General features: G+C 33.4%; 2 protein-coding genes. Both read right to left on the bottom strand.

All coding sequences use genetic code 11. From position 1 onward, the window contains the following. Positions 1 to 29: 29 nt before the first annotated feature. On the bottom strand, positions 30 to 311 hold the full coding sequence (locus tag WBN20_RS16240; RefSeq protein ID WP_424282442.1) for a TonB-dependent receptor plug domain-containing protein: 282 nt from the start codon (positions 309 to 311) through the stop codon (positions 30 to 32). Positions 312 to 414: 103 nt separating this feature from the next. Then, positions 415 to 2,013 (bottom strand): carboxypeptidase-like regulatory domain-containing protein, encoded by a 1,599-nt coding sequence (locus WBN20_RS16245; protein WP_424282443.1) that lies wholly within the window; start codon positions 2,011 to 2,013, stop codon positions 415 to 417. Positions 2,014 to 2,138 lie beyond the last annotated feature (125 nt).

The raw sequence follows: 2,138 nt of genomic DNA on the forward strand, positions 1-2,138 counted from the left end.
TATTGTAATAGTAATATGTTACTTAATACCTATTTTTTCGTGGTGATAATAAATACTCCTGGCGCGCCCCTCGCACCATACAAGGTTGCATCTGATCCTTTTAGTAATTTGATGGACTTTAACTCTACCGGATTAATATTACCAATATTGCTGACATAATTCCCATCAACAACGAACAAAGGTGTTTGATCTCCGCCTATATATCCTCTTACTATTATTGTGTTACCATTTACAATCACACCCGTAAATTCTTGTTTTATTACCTGATAGATATCCGTGTAATCGGCGTAATTCTTTCTATCAATATTCAAAAATACCTCCTTATCAAAAATATAGTTGCCGACTTCTGAAGAACAAAAGAAAGTTACGAAAAGAAATAGAAAAAGAAAGTAGTACTTGTAAATTGCTTTTCTGCTAGTTTACTTTGTTTTGCAAGGGGGTATTCATCCAATACTCTTTGTAATCTTTTGGTTTGATAATTGGTTGATCCGCGAATATGGGTATGGTTTTATCCATAAAAGGTTTATCAAAAGGAGCTCTTGAATTTGGCTTGACTCGTTGCACAAAAAACTCTCGATATTGAAAAAACTCTTCCTCCGTCCACTTATTAATTAAATTTCCCAAAGTATCTCTAACATTGTCAATTCTTACGTCTATTAATGCATTTAGGTTCAGACCTTTTTTATCTTCTTCTATTATTTCACCCAACATCTTCGTAATATCTTCTTGCTCCATATTTGGATATAAAAAGACCCTATTTTGTAGTCTTTCAGCTCTTTTTATTTTCACTCGCCGTTTATTGAAATTTACTTCATAATTGCGCAGGTTTAGGGCGGACTTGGGTTCTGGAAGATTATTATATTCTATCACAAAGCATTTACACTTTAAATCGACCGTAATATAATTGGCTATGAAAATAGGTGGAATGTACAATATAAAGCTATTATTAAAAGAAATATAATTTAAATACATTTTATCATTTATTCTTCGATAATTCGTAGTGATATCAAAAATTACTTTCTGTCGATGCCTATGTTTGTTTTTCTTACGGTTCTTACTCCATTTTTTCTCATCGTACATGGTGTACTCCAATTTATGAATAGAATAATCCAATTTTGATATATAAATGGTTCCATTTACTCTATAGTTTGGGTAAAATACTTTAAATTTTATGGTATAGAGTTCTTCATTATCCCTGCTGGTGTCACTACTTCTTAGGAAAAAATGATTTTCAATAAAATTAGTCTTTAAGGTCCCTATAAAATCATAGGAATCTACATTATAATTCCTAATGGCATCGTGGATTCGTAAAATTCGAAATTCATTGCCTCCGGAAACATCCAGATAAGCTTTTTTTATAATTTTTCGATAAGATTTATAATCATAGGCTTTCCGCGCCATAGAATCTATTTTAAAATCTTTGTTCAAATCGAAATTAAATATTCTGACTTCAGAAGTACTATCGTCTAATTGGTCAATACCTTGATCAAATACTTCGAGAATGGCCTCGTTAAGATTGATGTATTCTTCATCTTTAAATTGATAATCGCGATAATACCCTATTGTTGAAAAGGATGTTGAAGCATAGTTATTAGGAATTGCATCAATGGCTTTCTGAACAATTTGTGATGCATCAAGGTTTCTTCGCCTTTTGTCTTTTCCTATAACAGTAGCTTCTTGCAAACCTATAACCCCTGCAGCCAATGGAATTAAATTGAGTTGGTCCTGTGCCAACTCGGTAATGGAAATTTCTTTGGTCTGATATCCCATGGAAGATATTTCAAGGATATCTCCATATTGTTTCAAGCTTAGAGGAATTCTAAATCCTCCATCGGCATTGGTAATAACTCCCAAAGCTCTCCCTTTAAGTCTGATACTGGCAAAAACTATAGGCTCATTGGTTTTAGCATCAAGAAGCCTGCCTTCTATGAAGTCTTTTTTTTGGGACCACACCGGACATGACCATAGCAACAGGAAACTATAAGCTCCAATAAACCAAATATAATTTTTCATGCTCTCATGGAAAGTTGTGTATCCCCTATTGTAATAGTAATATGTTACTTAATACCTATTTTTTCGTGGTGATAATAAATACTCCTGGCGCGCCCCTCGCACCATACAAGGTTGCATCTGATCCT

Source organism: Eudoraea sp. (assembly GCF_049665975.1).
Taxonomy (GTDB): Bacteria; Bacteroidota; Bacteroidia; order Flavobacteriales; family Flavobacteriaceae; genus Eudoraea.

Excerpts from the sequence above, each read along its gene's own strand:
- WBN20_RS16245 (WP_424282443.1), bottom strand. The coding sequence starts at position 2,013 with ATGAAAAATTATATTTGGTTTATTGGAGCTTATAGTTTCCTGTTGCTA.